The 18,554-nt window shown below is 39.1% G+C and carries 19 protein-coding genes; 2 read left to right on the top strand and 17 right to left on the bottom strand.

The window, feature by feature from the left end:
* Positions 1-136: 136 nt before the first annotated feature.
* The 8 genes from carB to J3U69_RS10160 form a co-directional block, all read right to left on the bottom strand.
* Complete coding sequence (gene carB / locus J3U69_RS10195) at positions 137-3,319, bottom strand: carbamoyl-phosphate synthase large subunit (RefSeq protein ID WP_267413984.1); 3,183 nt, start codon at positions 3,317-3,319, stop codon at positions 137-139.
* A complete protein-coding gene (locus tag J3U69_RS10190; protein WP_267413983.1) occupies positions 3,312-4,397 on the bottom strand; it encodes a carbamoyl phosphate synthase small subunit in 1,086 nt (361 codons plus the stop codon). The genes carB and J3U69_RS10190 overlap by 8 nt, the downstream gene beginning before the upstream one ends.
* On the bottom strand, positions 4,398-5,672 hold the full coding sequence (locus J3U69_RS10185) for a dihydroorotase (RefSeq protein WP_267413982.1): 1,275 nt from the start codon (positions 5,670-5,672) through the stop codon (positions 4,398-4,400).
* Positions 5,672-6,628: an aspartate carbamoyltransferase catalytic subunit gene (locus tag J3U69_RS10180; RefSeq protein ID WP_267413981.1), complete on the bottom strand. Its 957-nt coding sequence runs from the start codon at positions 6,626-6,628 to the stop codon at positions 5,672-5,674. The genes J3U69_RS10185 and J3U69_RS10180 overlap by 1 nt, the downstream gene beginning before the upstream one ends.
* A gap of 167 nt (positions 6,629-6,795) precedes the next feature.
* Positions 6,796-7,335, bottom strand: coding sequence for a bifunctional pyr operon transcriptional regulator/uracil phosphoribosyltransferase PyrR (gene pyrR / locus J3U69_RS10175; RefSeq protein WP_103751839.1), 540 nt, complete (start codon positions 7,333-7,335; stop codon positions 6,796-6,798).
* Positions 7,336-7,629: 294 nt separating this feature from the next.
* Entirely contained in the window at positions 7,630-7,986 is a 357-nt protein-coding gene (locus J3U69_RS10170; protein ID WP_267413980.1) for a hypothetical protein, read from the bottom strand.
* A 90-nt stretch (positions 7,987-8,076) separates the two neighbouring features.
* Entirely contained in the window at positions 8,077-8,445 is a 369-nt protein-coding gene (locus J3U69_RS10165) for a hypothetical protein (protein WP_267413979.1), read from the bottom strand.
* A 152-nt stretch (positions 8,446-8,597) separates the two neighbouring features.
* Positions 8,598-9,521 carry a dihydroorotate dehydrogenase gene (locus J3U69_RS10160; RefSeq protein ID WP_267413978.1) on the bottom strand — a complete coding sequence of 308 codons (924 nt, stop codon included), beginning with the start codon at positions 9,519-9,521 and terminating at the stop codon, positions 8,598-8,600.
* A gap of 242 nt (positions 9,522-9,763) precedes the next feature.
* Here J3U69_RS10160 and pyrF point away from each other — a divergent pair, with 242 nt between their 5' ends.
* Both pyrF and pyrE read left to right on the top strand, forming a co-directional pair.
* Positions 9,764-10,471, top strand: a complete 708-nt coding sequence (gene pyrF, locus J3U69_RS10155) for an orotidine-5'-phosphate decarboxylase (RefSeq protein ID WP_267413977.1) — start codon at positions 9,764-9,766, stop codon at positions 10,469-10,471.
* Positions 10,472-11,110 (top strand): orotate phosphoribosyltransferase, encoded by a 639-nt coding sequence (gene pyrE / locus J3U69_RS10150; RefSeq protein WP_267413976.1) that lies wholly within the window; start codon positions 10,472-10,474, stop codon positions 11,108-11,110. It abuts the gene before it with no gap.
* Between the two features lie 44 nt (positions 11,111-11,154).
* Here the strand turns inward: pyrE and J3U69_RS10145 are convergent, their stop codons facing one another.
* The 9 genes from J3U69_RS10145 to rpmG all read right to left on the bottom strand — a co-directional run bounded on the left by J3U69_RS10145 (position 11,155) and on the right by rpmG (position 18,482).
* Entirely contained in the window at positions 11,155-12,333 is a 1,179-nt protein-coding gene (locus J3U69_RS10145) for an MFS transporter (protein WP_220232119.1), read from the bottom strand.
* A 246-nt stretch (positions 12,334-12,579) separates the two neighbouring features.
* Positions 12,580-13,917, bottom strand: coding sequence for a type I glutamate--ammonia ligase (gene glnA / locus J3U69_RS10140; RefSeq protein ID WP_267413974.1), 1,338 nt, complete (start codon positions 13,915-13,917; stop codon positions 12,580-12,582).
* A 185-nt stretch (positions 13,918-14,102) separates the two neighbouring features.
* Positions 14,103-15,350, bottom strand: a complete 1,248-nt coding sequence (locus J3U69_RS10135) for an aminotransferase class I/II-fold pyridoxal phosphate-dependent enzyme (protein WP_103751847.1) — start codon at positions 15,348-15,350, stop codon at positions 14,103-14,105.
* Positions 15,343-16,263, bottom strand: a complete 921-nt coding sequence (gene miaA, locus J3U69_RS10130; RefSeq protein WP_267413973.1) for a tRNA (adenosine(37)-N6)-dimethylallyltransferase MiaA — start codon at positions 16,261-16,263, stop codon at positions 15,343-15,345. Before miaA ends, J3U69_RS10135 begins: the two co-directional genes overlap by 8 nt.
* 78 nt (positions 16,264-16,341) lie before the next feature.
* Entirely contained in the window at positions 16,342-16,746 is a 405-nt protein-coding gene (locus tag J3U69_RS10125; protein ID WP_103751849.1) for a rhodanese-like domain-containing protein, read from the bottom strand.
* A 49-nt stretch (positions 16,747-16,795) separates the two neighbouring features.
* A complete protein-coding gene (locus J3U69_RS10120) occupies positions 16,796-17,014 on the bottom strand; it encodes a YqgQ family protein (RefSeq protein ID WP_103751850.1) in 219 nt (72 codons plus the stop codon).
* Positions 17,011-17,694 carry a rhomboid family intramembrane serine protease gene (locus J3U69_RS10115; RefSeq protein ID WP_103751851.1) on the bottom strand — a complete coding sequence of 228 codons (684 nt, stop codon included), beginning with the start codon at positions 17,692-17,694 and terminating at the stop codon, positions 17,011-17,013. Before J3U69_RS10115 ends, J3U69_RS10120 begins: the two co-directional genes overlap by 4 nt.
* An 11-nt stretch (positions 17,695-17,705) precedes the next feature.
* Complete coding sequence (locus J3U69_RS10110) at positions 17,706-18,278, bottom strand: 5-formyltetrahydrofolate cyclo-ligase (protein WP_220232122.1); 573 nt, start codon at positions 18,276-18,278, stop codon at positions 17,706-17,708.
* A gap of 54 nt (positions 18,279-18,332) precedes the next feature.
* Positions 18,333-18,482 (bottom strand): 50S ribosomal protein L33, encoded by a 150-nt coding sequence (rpmG, locus tag J3U69_RS10105; protein WP_081945351.1) that lies wholly within the window; start codon positions 18,480-18,482, stop codon positions 18,333-18,335.
* Positions 18,483-18,554: the final 72 nt, after the last annotated feature.

Genomic DNA, 18,554 nt, shown 5'->3' with positions numbered 1-18,554 from the left:
CTAAAAGGACTAAGTCCGCTTGAATATCGGGCATTAGTCCTTAGTTAAAATTTATTAAACTGTCCTAATTTTGGGGTTCATATCATCTAGTTCTTTTTTGTTTGGTAAATTAAGTTGTAATTTTATGCTAAACAGCCTAGTTTAAACTAGTTGTTGAAAATGACCGGTTCTCTAGAGCGGTTAAGAGGGCCCTAGCGGTGTCCAAACTAGTTAAAAGTGGAATATTTTGCTGAATTGCAGCTTGCCTAATGATAAAACCATCTGAATTTTTGGCAATGTCGTGCCCCATAGTATTAATGACTAAATCAATTTGTCCGGTCCGAAATTCTGCTAAAATATTATTTTCTTTCTGTTCGTGAATTTTGCTTACTTCAGTAACATATAGACCGTTTTCTTTAAGAAAAGCTGCCGTACCGCTAGTTGCAAATATTCGGTAGCCAATTTGGGCAAATCTTTTAGCGATTGGCAAAATTTCTTGCTTATCCCTATCCTCAATCGTTAATAACACATTACCACTGTCAGGAATTTGCATATTAGCACCAGAAAAGGCCTTATACAGAGCTTTAGGGAAACTTAGATCACTTCCCATTACTTCACCGGTTGATTTCATTTCGGGTCCAAGATAACTGTCAACATCGGACAGCTTACTAAACGAGAAGACTGGCGCTTTAACACTAATCATTTTTGGCTCTGGAGCTAACCCGTCTTCAAATCCTTGTTCACGTAAACTCTCACCCATAATTACTTTAGTCGCAACCTGGGCCATTTCAATACCAGTAATTTTACTTAAGAAAGGAACGGTCCGACTAGCTCGTGGATTCACTTCAATGATATAAATCTCGCCGTCACGCTCAATTAACTGTAAGTTCATAATGCCATGGCAATTTAGTTTCAACGCTAATTTCTTAGTGACTGTGGCTATTTTTTGTTTGATTTCAGGAGTAAAAGTTTGCGCTGGATAAACAGCCATTGAGTCACCAGAGTGCACGCCCGCATGTTCAATATGTTCCATAATTCCGGGAATTAAAACCGTTTCACCATCACAGATAGCATCGACGTCACATTCTTTGCCATCAAGGTAATCGTCAACTAAAATCGGGTGACTAGCTGCTATATCCACGTGATTTTGTAAATAATCTTCCAGTTCGCTTTCAGTATAAACAATTTCCATTGCTTTACCACCAAGCACATAACTTGGTCTAACTAAAACAGGATATCCTAATTCTTTAGCGGCTTTAATAACGCCATCATGAGTGGTGGTAGTGATGCCTTGCGGTTGCTTAAGATTTAGCTCTTTAACCACTTGATCAAACAGTTCCCGATCCTCTGCTCGATTTAGATCAGCTACCGTTGTTCCCAAAATCTTAATACCGTGATCTTCAAGCCCAGCCGCCAGATTGATGGAGGTTTGACCACCAAACTGGATAATTACCCCTTCGGGTTGCTCAAGATCACAAACATTTAAGACATCTTCTAGTGTTAGAGGTTCAAAATAAAGTTTGTCAGAAATTGAAAAATCGGTTGAAACTGTCTCAGGATTTGAATTAATTACAATCGCTTCATAGCCCATTTTTTGAAGAGCTTTAACACAATGAACGGTTGCATAATCAAACTCTACACCCTGACCAATCCTGATTGGACCGGATCCAACAACTAAAACAGACTTCTTGCCGGTTTTTTCACTTTCATTTTCACCATCATAAGTTGAATAAAAGTATGGCGTTGTTGACTCAAATTCAGCTGCACAAGTATCAACCATTTTGTACACCGGAATAAGATGATGCTTTTTACGCAAATTGCGGACATCATCTTCTGTTTGCCGCCATAATTTGGCAATCGTTGCATCACTAAAACCGTATCGCTTAGCATTTTCTAACGTAGCAAAATCGCTTGGCTTAGCTGCGATTTCTTTTTCTAGCTCAACTATATGTTTAACAATATCTAAGAAATAGTAATTGATCTTGGTAAGTTCATGAACGTCCGACATTGTATAGCCTCTTCTAAATGCCTCAGCAAGATAGAAAAGACGGTCATCTTGAACCTTTACCAACTTGTTTTCAAGATCTTCATCACTAGCATGATGGGCCTGGGACGAATAAAAATCTTTTTGATCAATTTCTAATGACCGAACCGCTTTTTGAAATGCTTCTTCGGCCGTGCGCCCAATTGCCATTACCTCACCGGTTGCCTTCATTTGAGTACCTAATTCACGGTCTGCCTTAGTAAATTTATCAAACGGAAAGCGTGGTATTTTGCATACTACGTAGTCAAGAGCAGGCTCAAATTCCGCAAAGGTAGTCCCAGTGACGGGGTTTTTAATTTCATCCAGAGTTAAGCCAACAGCAATTTTGGCAGCCATTTTAGCAATCGGATAACCAGTGGCTTTTGAAGCTAGGGCTGACGAACGAGAAACACGGGGATTAACTTCGATAACATCATAATTAAAACTGTTGGGATCAAGAGCGAGTTGGACATTGCATCCCCCTTCAATTTTCAGTGCCCTAATCAAGCGTAAGGAGCAGTCCCGCAACATTTGATATTCTTTATCAGATAAGGTTTGCGATGGTGAAAAAACAATCGAGTCACCAGTATGCACGCCAACCGGATCAAAGTTTTCCATACAGCAAACAATCATGGCATTATCATCATGATCACGCATTACCTCAAACTCAATTTCTTTATAACCAGCAATTGAGCGCTCGATTAAGCACTCTGTCACCGGCGAAAGCTCTAAACCATTTTTGGCAACACTGGCTAATTCTTCGCGGTCGTTACAAATACCGCCACCCGTTCCGCCCATTGTAAAAGCGGGACGAACAATAATTGGGTAACCAATTTCATCACCAAACTCTAAGGCTTCCTGAACCGTCTTTACACTTTTAGATGGCGGTACTGGCTCACCCAGTTTTTGACAAAGCTCTTTAAATTTTTCCCTGTCTTCTGCTTGCTCAATTGACTCAAGTTTAGTTCCTAATAATTCAATATTGAGTTCAGTCAAAATACCGCTTTTAGCTAAGGACAAGGCCATATTTAACCCCACTTGCCCGCCTAAAGTTGGCAGAATTGCATCGGGGTATTCTTGACGAATGATGCGGGAAACTGAATCAACTGTCAAAGGCTCTAAATAAACCTTATCGGCAATTGTTGTATCAGTCATGATCGTGGCAGGATTCGAATTGACCAAAACCACTTCATACCCCTCTTCACGCAATGCTAAGCAAGCTTGCGTTCCTGAATAATCAAATTCGGCAGCCTGGCCAATAATAATCGGGCCAGACCCAATAACCATAATTTTTTTAATATCAGTTCGTTTAGGCATGATCTTCAGTTTCCTTTCTTTGATCAATCATCTGCATAAAGTAGTCAAAAATACCTTCCTCATCGTGTGGTCCAGGAGTACTGTCTGGGTGAAATTGTACTGAAAAGGCTGGATACTTTTTATGGCGCAAACCTTCAACGGTGCCGTCATTAACTTCAACATGCGTAATCATCAGGTTATCGGGATCAATTGATTCGCGCGCAACAGCATAGCCATGATTTTGGGAAGTAAAGCCAATATTACCGGTTGCGATTTCCCTTACTGGATGGTTAAATCCACGGTGACCAAATTTCATTTTATAAGTTTTAGCACCATTGGCTAAAGCAAAGACTTGGTGACCCATACAAATGCCCATCAAAGGAATTTGTTTTTCCACCTTGCTAACCATTTCAGCTGCTGCGCTCATTTCTAAGGGGTCGCCCGGTCCATTCGATAATAAAACACCGTCTGGCTTTAATGCTAGAATCTTTTCTGCCGAAACAGTATAAGGCAAAACAACGCAGTTACAATCACGTTTTCCTAATTCACGTAAAATACTATTTTTTAGTCCAAAATCGACTACCACAATGTTGCGCTTTGATCCTGGTACGGGATAAGATTTTGAAGTTGAAACGCGGTCAATCACTCCTTTAGTGACATTTAATTGCTGCAACTGTTCAGCAATCTCTTTTGCTTCATCTTTATCAGAGCAAATTTGACCACGCATGGTGCCGTACATTCGTAGCTTTTTAACTAAAGCGCGCGTATCAATTCCCTGAATTCCAGGAATATCCAAGCTTTTCAGAAATTTAGGCAAAGTTGTTTGCATCCGCCAATTATCGGGATGACGTGCTACTTGGTGACAGATAACCCCCTTAATTCCGGGCTCCAATGATTCGTAATCTGCTAAGGTAATACCATAATTACCAATTAGCGGATTAGTAAAAACCAGAATTTGATCTGCATATGACTGGTCCGTAATCGCTTCTTGGTAGCCAGTCATTCCAGTTGTAAAAACAACTTCACCTTTGGTTTCACGCTCACTGCCAAAACCTTCACCCTCATAAATACTGCCATCTTCTAAAATTAAATACCTCATTTAATTTCCTTTCTTTTGGAAGACAATTTTACCTGCCACCATTGTCAGTTCAGTTTGTCCGTATACTGAGTCACCAGTAAATGGTGTATTTTTACCCTTTGATAAATAATCCTGTTCCTTTATTTGCTCTTCATGCGCTAAGTCAAAAATTGCTAGATCAGCTGGCTGACCAAGCGCTATTTTACCCGCGTGTTGTAAGTTAAAAGCGGTCGCAGGTTTAGTAGTAAGCCAACTCAGTAATTGCGTTAAAGTAAAAATCCCAGGTTTAACAAAATTTGTGTACAGTTCGCTAAAGGCAGTTTCACTTCCCGTAATGCCAAAAGCCGCTTTTGCAAATCCGCCTTGTTTATCTTTTGCTGTGTGTGGTGCATGGTCAGTAGCAATCATGTCAATTGTGCCATCAAGTAAACCCGTAATTAAGGCCTGTTGGTCAGTCTTAGATCTTAGTGGTGGATTCATCTTATATTGTCCTTGGTTAGCGATAATATCTTGGTCAGCTAATAACAAATGATGCGGTGTTACTTCACAAGTCACATGAATACCCTTTTGCTTAGCAATTCTGACCAGTTCAACACTAGTTGCGGTTGAAACATGACAAATGTGGTAGTGGACACCCGTTTTTTGCGCTAGTAATAAATCACGGGCAATTTGGGTAGTTTCAGCTAATTCAGTGACTGGTCGTAATTCAAACTCATCCGCTTTGGTTCCTTCATTGATCACACCAAAGTTAAACAAAGAATCATCTTGAGCATGTTCTGCAATAACCAGATCATTTTCTTGTGCTTTTTGCATTGCCAAATACATTGTCTGGGCTTCTTGAACACCTTTACCATCATTGCTAAGAGCAAAACAACCTGCTTGTTTCAAACTATGATAATCGGGTAGTTCAGTTCCTTGCTCATCGACTGTAATTGGGCCGTATTGCAAGATATTTACTTGGCCATTTTCCTGATTATTTTTGACCATTTTACTCATTAATTCGGCAGTGTTGGGAACCGGTACAACATTAGGCATTGCTCCCACCGTAGTAAAACCACCTCGAGCAGCCGCTAGCGACCCGGTTTGCACATTTTCCTTAGCGGTTTGTCCTGGATCACGATAATGAACATGCATATCCACCAAGCCCGGGCTTACTAACTTGGCACTGGCATTTATTTCATGATCGGCTTGCAAATTAGTACCGATCGCACTAATTACACCATTTTCAATTAATAAATCTCCTCGCTCAATCTGATCCCCTAAAAATAGCTGACCGTTTTTAATTACCGTCGCCATTATGAAAGTCCTCCTAATTTGCGTCCACGAAGAACTGCCTCAATCATCGCCATTCGCATAAACACACCATTTTCCATTTGACGAACAAAGCGTGACTTGGGGGCCTCAACCAAGTCCCCTGCAAGTTCAACATCATGATTAATTGGACCCGGGTGCATAATGATGGCGTCATCCTTCATGGCCTGATAGCGCTCTTGATTAATGCCATATTCTGCATGATACTTTTTAGCATCAAATTGCGACTCATTAGGGTCACCCGCATGGCGTTCATGTTGAACACGCAAAAGCATCATGACATCCATCTCACTAACCAAATCATCAAGTTTCTTAAATTGACCATAACGATCATATTCTTTGTCATACCAGTATTCAGGGCCGGAAAAGTAAACTTTAGCTCCGAGCTTAGTAAGAAGTTCCATGTCACTTTTAGCAACCCGAGAATTAGTAATGTCACCGACAATTGCGACCTTTAAATCTTTAAAGTGGCCAAATTGTTCATAAATCGTCATCATGTCCAGCATACATTGTGAAGGGTGCTGACCGCTGCCATCACCAGCATTAATTACCCCAATAGCCAAATGGTGACCTTGACCTGGATGAATCAGATTTTCATAATATTCATTCTCAGAATGTCTGATTACTTCAATATCAATCCCGAGAGCCTGCATGATTAACGAAGTATCATATAATGTTTCGCCTTTTTTAGTAGAACTGTGAGATGGGTCAAAGGGAATTACGGTTAGGCCCAAACGTCTTTCTGCCATTTCAAAACTGGTATGAGTTCGACTAGAATTTTCGAAAAACATATTAGTAACATAAACTGGTTTAGTAAGGTGCGGGCTCGCACCACCATTTTTGAAGTATTGTGCACGGGCAATTAAGGCCTCTACTTCTTCGACACTTAAATTTTCCACACTGACAAATGAAGGTAAGGTAACTAAGTTAGTTGTTTTCATTGTTTAAAACTCTTTCTTTTGTAAAAAAATAAACCTGAAGCATTAATTTCGCTCCAGGCTTATCAAAAGGATTTTTTCGGTGCAACAATGTGCATGACGAAAGAAACTCAAACCCTTCTGACCCTCTCTGGAGCCAATTAAATGGTTGAATTAATTAAAAGTATTAATCATGATAACGGTTTTAATTCGACGCTATCTTTTTGGTCGATTTCTTCAACGTGAACAGCAACTTGCTCATGCGATGACGTTGGGATATTTTTGCCGACAAAGTCAGCACGAATCGGCAATTCACGGTGACCACGATCAACCAAAACGGCAACTGCAATTGAACTTGGCCGGCCAGCATCCATGATGGCGTCCATCGCAGCCCGAATAGTGCGGCCAGTAAAGAGCACATCGTCAACTAACACAACATGCTTGTTAGAAACATCAACGCCCAAGTCCGCGTTATTGACAACTGGATCTTGCTTAAGCGAAGCATCATGGCGATCATCACGGTAAAGCGTAATATCAAGTTGGCCAATTGGGACATCTACACCTTCAAGCTTTTGAATGCGATCATGAATTCTTTGTGCCAGATAAACACCACGCGTTTTGATGCCGACTAAAACTAAATCCTCAGTTCCCTTATTATGTTCAATAATTTCATAAGTAATTCGCGTTAAGGCCCGCTTCATTGCGAGTGCATCCCAAATTTCTTTTGCCATTTTCTTCTCCTCTTACTTCTTCGCCCATGAAAAAAGCACCTAATCTGCTTGAGACTAGGTGCTTCCTAAAAAGTCAATACTTAATTGAGCTTGCCTTGCTAGCCTCACGGGACTAATTTTAAAGACATTAATCTAATTAAATATACGAGTTGTTGGGCAAGTTGTCAACCGCTAAATTGTTTATTTGAAAAATAACTTCCTAAATCCGGTCACAATAGTTTATTTGGGCAAAATTGTTTTACACTTCTTAGGTAGCTACCGTCACAAGCTTATTTAATTTCAATTGACTTCTAACTAAAGTATTTCAAAAAAGACCATGCCTAAAACTAAGATCGGCCAATCAATGTCAGGAATTATTTTTTTCAGAAACAAGAGGTCAAGCGCGGCAAAGATAATCATAATAAGCCCAATAACTCTTTCCCATTTCTGCAAAGAAGATAGGCGTGCGCCGACTTCATGAGGATAAAATTTTTTAACCACTTTTTGGCTAAAAGACAGAGCGAAGAAAATTACTCCAAGCCCAACCCAAAAAAGCAGGTAAAATAGCCCTTGTTTTGAGTTAAAATCAGAATAATTAACTATTCCAACAAAAACTGCAAAACAAGCACTGATTCTCAATACCTGCTTGCCCGTAGACTTAGAAGTCAACATCTCTTTTTACCTTAAACCTTTTTAACCCTTTTCACCGTTAATAATAATTTGTTTGAAAAAGTCGATTACTTTAAAATGCCAAGTAAAAAATCATTTCCAAAGAGCAAAGGCAGGCTCAGCAGGAAAAAGTGCAAATAGCAACCCAGTATCAAGTGTTATTAACAGAACTGTCTCATTATCTAGCATAAAACAAAATAATGATATTGCGACCAGCACTAACCCCATGCCACGCTCGAATTTTTGATTAGAGGATAATTGCGCATTTTTTTCAGGTATTTTTGCAACAATCTTGGGAATAAATGAACATGCCAAGATTAAAAGCCCAATCATTAAAAATGTTATTAGGCATGTTGAACGGAAATTAGAACTTGCATGATAATATCCAAATAAACCTAGCAAAAATTGGACAGCTACCATCAGCCACATTCTGACTCTACTGGTTAATTTCAACTCAAACATGATTACCTTACGCCACCTTTAATTCCAATTACTAAAAGCAAAAATTAAATATTATTTTTATTATTTAATAATATTATAATAAAGCTAGAAAGTAAAGCTGCTTATTAAATAAAAAACGCAAGCCCTCGTATCGGTTTTTGCGTTTTCCTGAACTAATTAAATTCTACTTGACCAACTAAGTCATTAATATCAGTAACACCTAATTTTTCAAGTATAGCTGGCAAATCTTGCGCAATGTGCGGACAGATAAGGGCATCCTTAAAGTGTGCACTGCCAACAGCTACTGCATTTGCTCCAGCTAGCATGAACTCAACCACATCTTGAGCACTTTCAATTCCTCCCATGCCAATAATCGGCAAGTCCGTTACTTGGCGAACCTGATTAATTTGATATAAAGCAATTGGCTTAACACCCGCACCAGAATAGCCGCCAATATTATTACCAAGACGCGGTTTGCGGGTTTCAATATTAATCCTCATTCCAGTAACGGTGTTAATCATGGATAAGCCATCTGCACCACCCGCTTCGGCAGCCTTGGCAATTTCGGTCACGCTCGTGACATTAGGCGTCAGTTTAATGTAAATTGGCACATCCACGACTGCTTTAATCGCTGCTGTTAACTCCTCAATTAAAGCTGGTTGAACGCCAAAAGTCATTCCGCCTTCAGCCACATTTGGACAGGAAAAATTAATTTCTAAGGCATTTACTTTGCCCGAATCTGCTAATTTACGGGCAACTTCAATATAGCCTGCCTTACTTTCGCCACCAACACTAGCCATTAATGGCAATTCGGGATATTGCTTTTTAATTGGCGGCAACTTAGCCGTAATTACTTCATCGACTCCAGGATTAGTAAGTCCCACAGAGTTTAGAACACCCTCATCGAGAACCGCTATTTGTGGCTGTGGGTTACCAATTCGTGCTTCAGGTGTTGTTGTTTTAATGACTAACGCACCTAATTCGTTTAAATCAAACTTTTTCGCCGCAGGCACATCACCGAACCCAAAAGTGCCACTTGCAGGCATAAGTGGATTTTTCATCGTTAGTCCTGGTAAATTAACGTTAATTTTTGTCATCTTTTCCTCCAAAAAATGAATGCTCTCCGTCATTACAATTATTTTTGGGTCTATTTTACACGTTTTCTCATTTTTTAAAAGCAAAATTTTTGTTGTATTTTGCCTATCCCGGTGGTAAGCTCTTAATTAACGAACTTTAAACGGTACAGAGAGACCGCAAGTTAAACACGACTTAAATAAGAAAAAAGTCTATTTTGATGCACTCTCGTACCAGAATAGGCTTTTTTGCTTGTGGAGGTTTTATGAAAAAAGCAGTATTTGTAGCTTTGGACTATGACAATTTATCTGATGTTCAACAATTGTTAGAACAGTTGGGCGCGCCCAAAGAAACTTATTTAAAAGTGGGAATGGAACTCTTTTATCACTCTGGCTCTGAATTCGTTTCTGAACTAGTTCAGAAAGGTTATCATATTTTTTTAGATTTAAAGTTGCACGACATCCCTAATACCGTATATGGAGCAGCTAAGCAATTGGCCCAGCTAGGGATTGATTGCACAACGATTCATGCTCTAGGTGGTAGCGCAATGATTGCAGCAGCAAAGAAAGGCTTAATTGAAGGTACAAAAGCTGGCAATGAAGTGCCCAAGCTTTTAGCAGTAACTGAATTAACCTCGATTTCAGACCAAATTTTAGCAGACGAGCAAAACTGTTCATTACCCATGACCAAGCAAGTCGTTAGCCTTGCTAAAACCGCAAAAATTTCTGGAGCAGATGGCGTTATCTGTTCACCGCTGGAAGTTAGCAATCTGCGTAGTCAAGTTGGAGAAGACTTTCTCTACGTAACTCCGGGAATCCGGTTAGCAGAAAATCAAAATGGTGATCAAAAACGCGTTGCGACACCCCAAAAAGCTAAAGAGTACGGCTCAAGTGCAATTGTGGTTGGCCGTCCGATTACGCAGGCTCAGGAACCAGCTATTGTCTATGAAAGAATTAAGAAGGAGTTTAATTAAATGTTTCAAGAACAAATCATTAATAAACTAGTTGAACAAAAAATCATTACAATTTCCCCCAGCAAACCATATACTTATGCTAGTGGTATGCTTTCACCAATCTATACTGATTTACGGTTAACAGTCTCATACCCTGATTTGCGGGACTGGATTGCTACCGATCTTGCCGACTTAATTAAAAAGAATTACCCAGATGTCACAATTATTGGTGGTGTAGCAACCGCTGGAATCCCTCATGCAGCCTGGGTTGCAGCCAAATTAGCGCTACCAATGATTTATGTACGTCCTGAGCCCAAAGATCATGGTAAGGGTAGACAAATTGAGGGGCGATTTAGTGCCAACGATAAAATTGTTTTAATAGATGATTTAATCACGACTGGTGGTTCCATCTTAAATGCTGTCAAAGCTACTAAAAATGAAGGCGGCAATGTTATCGGTGTAGCTTCTATTTTTACTTATTATTTAAAAGATACTAAGCAAAACTTTGCTAAAGCTGGTGTTAATTTCAGTCCCTTATTAACTTATCCTGAACTATTAAAAAAAGAGCAAGAAATGAATTATATCAGTGTTAAAGAATATGAAGCATTAAAAACCTGGCACGAAGACCCATGGGCATGGGGTGAAAAGTTTAATCACTAAAATAAAAATCCGATTACCAATTGACATTGGTGATCGGATTTTTATTAATGATTGTTAATGGCATTATTGAGCCGTTTACGATAACGGAAATAGACCAAGAGCATGAGTGGCAGTAAAATCAATTGAATAGGGTAAAAGTACTTTACAGGTAAGATATCATTGACAAAGCCCATGATAATTGGGCCAAAGGACATCCCAACATCCAGTCCAAGATAAAATGTACTACTTGCCAGCCCCTGCTCACTGATCGGAGCTAATAGTAACGCGGTCGACTGTAAGATTGAGTAAATGACACCGTACCCAATAGCCATAAACGCCGCTGCCAAGGCCATGATCCAGTTATTTTTCATCACAGATAGCAACATAATGTAAATAAAAGTAGAAGCTAAACTAATCCAGAACCAGACCCCAAAAGGCACAGTATCAAATAAGTTCTTTAGCACGACTCTAATTAAAAGGAGTACAAGCGCATAAATTAAAAAGAATGAGCTGACAGCAACATGTAAATGCCTTTGTTCAGCATATGTAACCAAATCAGCTTGGGTGGCAAAATAAGGAAATGCAAACAAAGTAGTTAACAGTGCAATCGGTAATACATTTTTCTGAATAATTTTAAGATGGTGTGGTGAGCCCTGTTTTTTGACTCGCTTTTGCGGATTCGCCCGATTACCAACAAATTGAATCATGATTACCATTAAAAAAGATGAAACAGCAGACGCAATTATGGCTGCCCGGTAGCCAGTCTTTTGGTAAATATTAATTGCTAAAGCTGGTGCAACCGCCATTGCCAACGCATTCATCAGACCATAAAAACCCATGGCCTGACCGACATGTTGCCGCGGAACTAAAAATGCTAGCCAAGTAGTCATACAAACAGTACATAAGACAAAGCCGGTTCCGTTAATAATGCGAAACAGTAGCAGCCAACCGCTAGCTGGTGCAAAAACATAGCCAATGACACCGATCATAATCAAAATTCCACCAATAAAGGAAAGTTGATATTTTGAAAATTTATCGGTTAAATTACCAGCAATAGGTCTTAAAAACATTGCTGCAATACTCATAATACCAACAATAATACCGGCAAATGCGCTGCTTGCACCTAAACTTTTGGCGTAACCATTGATTAATGGGTTAACGAACATCGTACTAAACATAAAGAAAAACGATGCTGCCATCACTAATATAACATCCTTAGTATAAATTGATTTTCCTTTAGCCATTTTCTCCTCACTATCTCTTAAAAAATAGTTAATATTAATATTCTAGCACTTCTAGGCCCTATAAGTAATGGGTTCTACCTAAATAGGCGGTTCTTTTTTGCTAATACAAGTAGCTAAATGGATGAAACTGTGCTCTTCTTTTAGAAAATTGGTCTACCTCGTAATACACACAAAAACACTGAATCAATTAGATCCAGTGTTTTATTATTTTATATTTACCAGTAAGAAAGTCTTTGGTTTTCTTAATTAGTAACCCATGTATCTGTTTCTTTCCCAATCAGAAACAGTTTCAGCATATTGTGACCATTCAAGTTCTTTAGAGCTTGTAAAGCTTTGGGTCAAGTGCTCTCCAAGAGCAGCTTGAATTAACTTGTCTTCCTTAAAAGCTTTAAGAGCATTGTGCAAAGTTGAAGGCAATGGCTTAATTCCCATCTCATTTCTCTGCTCTTCACTAACATCAAATAAGTTGCAATCAATTGGATCCATTGGCATCTCTTCTCTCTTGATGCCATCAAGACCAGCAGCTAGACATGCAGCCAATAATAAGTATGGGTTAGCCGTTGGGTCAGCTGAACGCATTTCCAATCTGGTATTAACCTCTTCAGCTGAAGGTACGCGAACCATTGGTGAACGATTCTTTGAAGCCCAAGAAATATATACAGGTGCTTCATAGCCAGGAATCAATCTCTTGTATGAATTGACTGTTGGGTTAGCTACAGCAGTGATTGCACGTGCATGATCTAAAATACCATTTAAAAAGTAGAGCGCTGTATTGGACAAGTGGAATTTATTATTCTTGTCGTAAAAAGCATTTTTACCATTTTTGAATAATGACATGTTCGTGTGCATTCCGTTACCAGCTTGTCCCTGTAATGGTTTAGCCATGAATGTAGCGAATAATCCATGCTTTTTAGCAATTTCACGAACAACCATCTTAAAGGTTTGAACCCGGTCGGCTGTGGTTAATGCGTCATCAAACTTAAAGTCGATTTCTTGTTGACCGTCACCAACTTCATGGTGCGCTGCTTCAACTTCAAACCCAATACTTTCCAAAGTTTCAACGATATCACGTCTGCAACTAGCACTTTCATCATTGGAAGTAAGATCAAAGTATGAAGCATGATCAGGAACCTTTGTGGTCCAGTTGCCATTTTCATCAAGTTTAAGTAAATGAAATTCAGCTTCAAATCCAATATCAAATGCGGAAAAGCCCATATCCTTCATTTGTTCAACAATCCGCTTCAAATTGTTCCGCGGATCCCCAGCAAATGGCTTACCATCTGTCATATGAACAGAACAAATTAAGCAGCCAATCTTACCGCCCTGGCTATCTGTCCAAGGTAATACTGACCAAGTCGAAAAGTCTGGATATAAAACCATATCGCTTTCTTCTAAGCGAACAAAACCATCAATTGAAGAACCATCGAACCGAACATCATTAGTGAGTACTTTTTCCAGTTGACTATTAGGTACTTCAACTGCCTTGAGTGTCCCATTAATGTCAGTAAAAGTTAGTCGAATAAAACGAACATCGTCATTAGCGACGCTTTTTCTTATATCATCTGCTGAAATTTTCTTTGTCATGCTTTTCCACCTAAAAAAATATAAACAACTTATAATTGGTATAGCCCAGGCAAGTACTCAACTACCTGCCTAAAACTTGATTAATAGATTAGCAAAACATTAAATAAAAGTCAAAGTGGTCTAACCACTTTTTGCTAATCTTTACCAAAGTTTTACTTTAATTAAAGCCCTTTTCAATGCAAAAATTAATTTTGGAAAAAGAGCTCATTAACTGCATTAGTGATAGCAATCTTGACATGAGCATATGTCAAGCCACCTTGCATATAAATCGCATATGGCGGCCGAATTGGTCCATCGCCTGAGAATTCGATGCTTGCACCTTCGACAAATGAACCATCTGCCATGATTACCTGATCCTCATAACCTGTATCATTACTTGGGACAGGATCAACGAATGAGTTAATTGGAGAATTCTCTTGCAGTGCTTTAGCAAATCTAATCATCTTATCTTTATCATGGAAGATAACTGCCTGAATTAAGTCTGTCCGATCATCATCCCACTTTGGTGATACTTGAGCACCCATTCTGGCCAATAAGGCAGAAGAATAAATTGCCCCTTTAATCGCATTACCAGTAACACTTGGTGAAATAAACAAGCCTTCAAAATAATCAAGGTTGTTGTTAAGACTGGCACCTTCTTCTCTGCCAATTCCTCCAGCCGTGAGTCTGGCGGCAGTATTTTCAATTAATTCATGTTTACCAACAACATAACCACCAACTTTAGCCAATCCACCGCCAGCATTTTTAATTAATGACCCAGCCATTAAGTCGGCCCCAAACTCAGTCGGTTCATGCTTTTCGGAAAATTCACCATAGCAATTATCAACAAAGACAATACTATTAGGACTAACTTCACGAATCATCGCAATCATCGGCTTGATTTTTTCAACCGTAAAGCTTTGACGTGTGTCATAGCCACGAGAGCGCTGAATGACAACCATCTTAGGTTGGTGCTCAGATAACAACTTGCGAGCTGCTGCAAAGTCAACGTCTCCGTCTTTTAAAGGAACATGGGAAAACTTGACGCCATATGACTTTAAGCTTCCTCGGCCGTCGCCCGCAATTCCAATTACTTGTTGCAGTGTATCATATGGCATACCAGTAATATAAGTTAGTTCGTCTCCTGGCAGCAAATTGCCGGCCATCGCTGTTGCTAAGGTATGAGTACCAGAGACAAATTGTGAGCGAACTAAGGCATCTTCAGTATGAAAAATTTGCGCGTAAATGCGATCAAGCTTATCGCGACCACTATCATCCGAACCATAACCAGTACTTCCGATTAAGTCAGCTTCAGCAACTGCTTTATCCTTAAAGGCTTGTAAGACCTTATTTTGGTTAAAAAGGATATTATCATCAATTTTGCTTAATTGCGGTGCAATCTGTTGATCAATTTCGTTAACAATTTGTTGTAATTCTTGCGGCCAATTATTCATTCAACCATTCCTTCACTTTCTGTTCTATCTTTATCTGACATTCTGGGTCGTCTAACGGGTCAAACCAGACAACGGGCAATTGATTTCTAAAGTATGTTAGCTGTCTTTTGGCATAGCGCCGAGATGCAGCTTTAACTTTTGCGATACAATCCTCTAATGAGCTTTCACCAATAAAATACGGAAAAAATTCTTTATAGCCAATTGCTTGCAAAATCTGGTACTCTTTTTTCCGATTTTGATAAACAAATTCTGCTTCGCTTAATAGTCCCTCTTGCATCATCTGATCTACCCGAAGATTAATTCTGCGATAAATTTCCTGTCTGTTTGCATTAAGACCAATAATTAAATAATCATACCGTGGCAATATTTTTTCCTGTTGTTCAGAAAACTTTTGTCCGGTTCGGTCAATAACGGTCAACGCCCGTAGTACACGTCGGGTATTATTAAGTGGAATTTTTTCGGCCGCGGCTTGATCTCGCTGATTTAATTCCTGCCATAATTTTTCCGCTCCATTTAAAGCTAAGAATTGTTGCCACTTTTCATCAATTGCCTGCTGCTGTTCCTTTTTCTCACCTAATTGCATCTGGTTTAACAGTGCATTGACATAAAAGCCAGTTCCACCTACGAGCATTGGTAACTCTTTTTTGGTCGCAATTGTTTTGACCGCTGTTTCGGCTTGTTTAACAAAATCAACAACGGAGTATGGCTCAAAGACCGAGCGCGTGTCTACTAGGTAATGATGGACTGCTTTTTGCTCTTCAGGTGTTGCTTTGGCTGTCCCAATTGCCACTTCACGATAAACCTGCATCGAATCGCCCGACACAATAGCCGCATTAAGCTTTTGTGCCAAAGAAATCGCCAAACTGGTTTTGCCAATCGCTGTTGGTCCTACGATTGCTATGATTTTCTGCATTTTTCGCTTCCCTTTTGTACTTTTTTAATTATATATTAAAAAAACACGTTTGAAAAAAATGACAAACATGTTCCTTAATTAATATTTAGATGATTTCGTCCGTCCATTCCACTCATCAAAGCCATTTTTAAGCCATTTAATTGAAGAGAAGTGCTTTTTTTGTAAAAATCTTGCTGCACGAAGAGTTACTGATAACGAATCTGAATAGAGGTAAACTGGAAGATCTGCTCTTAATTCAGTATATTGGTACTTCAACATGGTATAAGGCAAATTCCGTGCCCCATCAATGTGCTTTCTTTTGAAGGGAGCTTTTTCCCGTAAATCAACAATCTGAGCCTTTCTCATGCCCTGATTGAACTCATCATTAGTCAAATCACCGTTACCTAAGCGCTTAGTTTGAATTTTATTCCATAGCCAAACCAGAACAAAGGCAAGGATGATAACAACCAATACCACGTCTACAATAATTAAAAAAGTTGACATAAATTTTCTTCTCTCCTATCAAAGTTTATAAAAACAATATACTCCTAAATTAGGAGCGATGCTTATTTTTCTCAAGCTTTTCTTCATATTCGTGTTCCCGGCGAAGAATTAGCTTAGCAATTAAATAGTCATGCTGATCAATTAAATGCGCACGATTAATATTATCAAGCTCCAGCGCCATTAATTCAATATCCCAAATTCTTTTGCCAACATGGACCATAATGCCATATTTTTCAAGAAGTTGTTGAACATCGTATAAAGTTTTCATGATAATTTGATAACCATACCCATTCTGACAGTAGCCACACAATAGACAATCAATACGGCGGCAGCCACCACTCTTTCCTTAACAGAGTAATGGTGGGTTGTCCGATCACCAAGGATAATTGCAATTAGAAAGCCGACTGCTAAACCGCCAATATGGCCCTGAATATCGATATTAGGCGAAAACAAATCAAGCACAATATTAATCACAGCTAGCCAAAAAGCCTGCTTACCTAAATAAGAAATAACTGGATTGGCACGATTCTTAACTGCTACTGCGGTCATGGCGCCAAAAAGGCCAAATAACGCAGTCGATGCACCAGCACTTAAAGAACTGTCACTACCAAGAGCCAAGCTAAGCAAATTGCCCCCAACACCAGCGGATAGATACAGAAGTAAAAAACGCCAGTGGCCCAATAATGGTTCAATATAAGTACCAATGTAATAGATCATCACCGCATTAGAAGCTAAATGCATGATCCCAATATGTAAAAACTGAGCCGTAAATAAACGCCACCATTGGTTTTGTCCCACAACAGCAAGATTATTCATTGCGCCCATTTTTACTAAAACATAGGCATTCTCTGAACCACCTTGCATCACTTCAATTAAAAAGACTACCAAAAGTGTCAGTAAAATGGCAACAGTAATATAACAGTTTTTCAAATATTGTCGTTGATTCATCTTAACCTCATTTATTTTTGCAAGATTGAATTAGGCGTAATAATAGTTTGAATCGGGATATCTGTTTGTTCAACATTCCAAGTCGCGGTTTCAAAAATCATTTGTGAGTTTGCCAAAGCAACAGTTGCTGCATTCGGATGTTTAGCTAAAAATCTGTCGTAGTATCCCCCACCAAATCCAACACGTTGATGGGAATCGCGAGCAAAGGCCAAACCAGGAACAATGATTAAGTCAAGCTGGTTATTGACTTTTGCCTTAGGATCTTCAACTTCCTCAACACCAAATTTTGTTTTACCAAGCTTCGTAGTGTAATTATATGAAAGAAAATCTTGTGAACGTTCAGGATTGTCATTAGCGCGGGCTAAATAGACATCCTTACCCTGATCCCATAAATAGGCAATTAATTTAGAGGTATCGACTTCATATGATAAAGAAGAAGTTACTCCAATACTTTCCTTGCCATCTAAAATTTGTGAATTAATGAAATTCGTGAGCAAAGCTTGATCTTCAGTATCTTTTTCAGTACTATCCGCAAAACTGCTCAATCTTTCTTTTTGTTTTTGCCGTAGTTCTTTTTTATTCATGCTTATTCCATACAAAAAATAGCAGGAGCATAGGCCCTTGCTATAGTTAGTTTATTACTTAGTTTCACGATGAAGAGTCGTATGTCTTTCAACTGGGCAATACTTCTTCAAACTTAAACGTTCCGGATGCTTACGCTTGTTTTTCTTAGATAAGTAACTTCTATCTCCACATTCGGTGCATTCCAAAATGATGTTATCTGCCATTTCTTTCACCACCTAAATTCTTTATTCTGACTGTATAAGTTTAGCATTTCTCTGGACTTTTTACCAGCGATA

Source organism: Lactobacillus sp. B4026, from assembly GCF_026535825.1.
Lineage (GTDB): Bacteria > Bacillota > Bacilli > Lactobacillales > Lactobacillaceae > Lactobacillus > Lactobacillus panisapium.
Note: the sequence above shows the minus strand (reverse complement) of the source record. Positions and strands in the feature narration are given on the sequence as shown.